This is a genomic window from Cupriavidus sp. D384 (assembly GCF_001652915.1).
Lineage (GTDB): Bacteria > Pseudomonadota > Gammaproteobacteria > Burkholderiales > Burkholderiaceae > Cupriavidus.
In genome coordinates, this window is the sequence record NZ_BBQI01000032.1 from 1 (window position 1) to 1428 (window position 1428).

General features: G+C 62.7%; 1 protein-coding gene. It reads right to left on the reverse strand.

The window, feature by feature from the left end; translation table 11 throughout:
- Positions 1-9 precede the first annotated feature (9 nt).
- Positions 10-1335, reverse strand: coding sequence for an IS4 family transposase (locus tag A9J21_RS11625; protein WP_066735650.1), 1326 nt, complete (start codon positions 1333-1335; stop codon positions 10-12).
- Positions 1336-1428 lie beyond the last annotated feature (93 nt).

Sequence of the window (1428 nt, forward strand, 5' to 3'; positions counted from 1 at the left end):
TAATGCCGTTCAGTTAAGGTCTCGATTGAGGAATCGAACGGGATAGCGTGAAGGGCGGGACTTAACGACCCGGTCGCATGAGCGACCGGGTCGTTTCACATTGGGCAGCGTTTTCAGGCGGTCGCGCAGGCGGCGCAGACAGGCGGGCAACTTGGCGTAGGAGGGGGTAACGGCAGCCCACATCATCTCGTGCTGGATGACATGGAAGGCGCGCACGAAGCTCAACTCTGTCGGTGCGAGCTTTGCTTCCTGGGCAGCGCTGGCCATTTCTCGACGAATGAGGTTGTAGGCGATCAAAGCGCCCCAGATTTCCTGGCACACCCCGTCGACGGTTCGACTGCGCAGAGTCAACTCCATGCCCAGCATCGACTGCTTCAACTCACGGTAGCTGGTTTCGATCTGCCAGCGGCGTGCGTAGCAGGCGACGATGTCTGCAGCCTTGAAGCGGCGGCGATCCAGCAGCGAAGTCAGTAGTACGCGCTCGCGTCCGCGCGCGTCAACCGTGCGGATGGCCCGTGCCTGCCAGAATTCCGCCAGCGCCGGACATTTCTTGCGAGCCTGCGGCGCCACGCGCATGCGTACCGTGGCGTCTTCGTGCGTGCCGGCGGTGACTTCCCAGCGCGTATTGGACTTGGCCGGAATCAGGAAGTGACGGTTGCACCCAGCCCCCGTCAGCCCGCACAGGATCTCGGCGGCCAAAAAGCCCTTGTCGAAGACCGTGAGCGAGTCGTCGGGGATTTGCTCCAGCAGCCCCTTGGCGTACACCATTTCGTTGGTGTCATAGCGGCCAAAGCTGGCGCCCGCCACCAGATGCGTGGGAATCGCAGTCAATGTGACCATGCGCACCTGCGGATAGCTGGCGACCCGGCGAACAAATGCCTGGGCGCCGAAGTGCTCACGGTTCGCGGGGCTATCGGCTGTGCGTAGCGTGGTGCCGTCCATCGCCCACAGGGTCAACCCCTTGAAGGCGTGCTCGGCGGCGTCTCGCTGGCTCCAGGCCCGTGCCGTGCGTTCGAACAGCCACGCCATTGGCGCCTCGCCGATGCGCTGGCGCGCCTGGCTTGCCGCGCTCTTGCTGACAAACGGCGCCACCTCATCGGGCAAGGCCAGTTCCAGATTGTCCAGCACTTCACTAATCGACCAGTGGCGGTACATCGCCAGTGCAATCACCAGCCACACCACCTGTTCCGCGGGCAACCGACGGCGACGAATACTCGCCGCTCCCGTCGCCTCCACCGCGCGCTCTATCCACTCGTACGGCAGATGCTCGGCCAGCCGACTCAAGTCGGCGGGCTGTTGCGCTTCAAGCAGGAAGGTCAGGTGACTGGAGAGCATCGCGCCCGAAAGTTAACACCTCGGCGCAGCGTTTACAACCTCCTCTGACGCTCCAATTAAAAATGCCGTTCAGTTCTTAACTGAACGGCATTA

Coding starts and splice junctions, on each gene's coding strand:
- A9J21_RS11625 (WP_066735650.1), bottom strand. CDS start 1,335: ATGCTCTCCAGTCACCTGACCTTCCTGCTTGAAGCGCAACAGCCCGCC.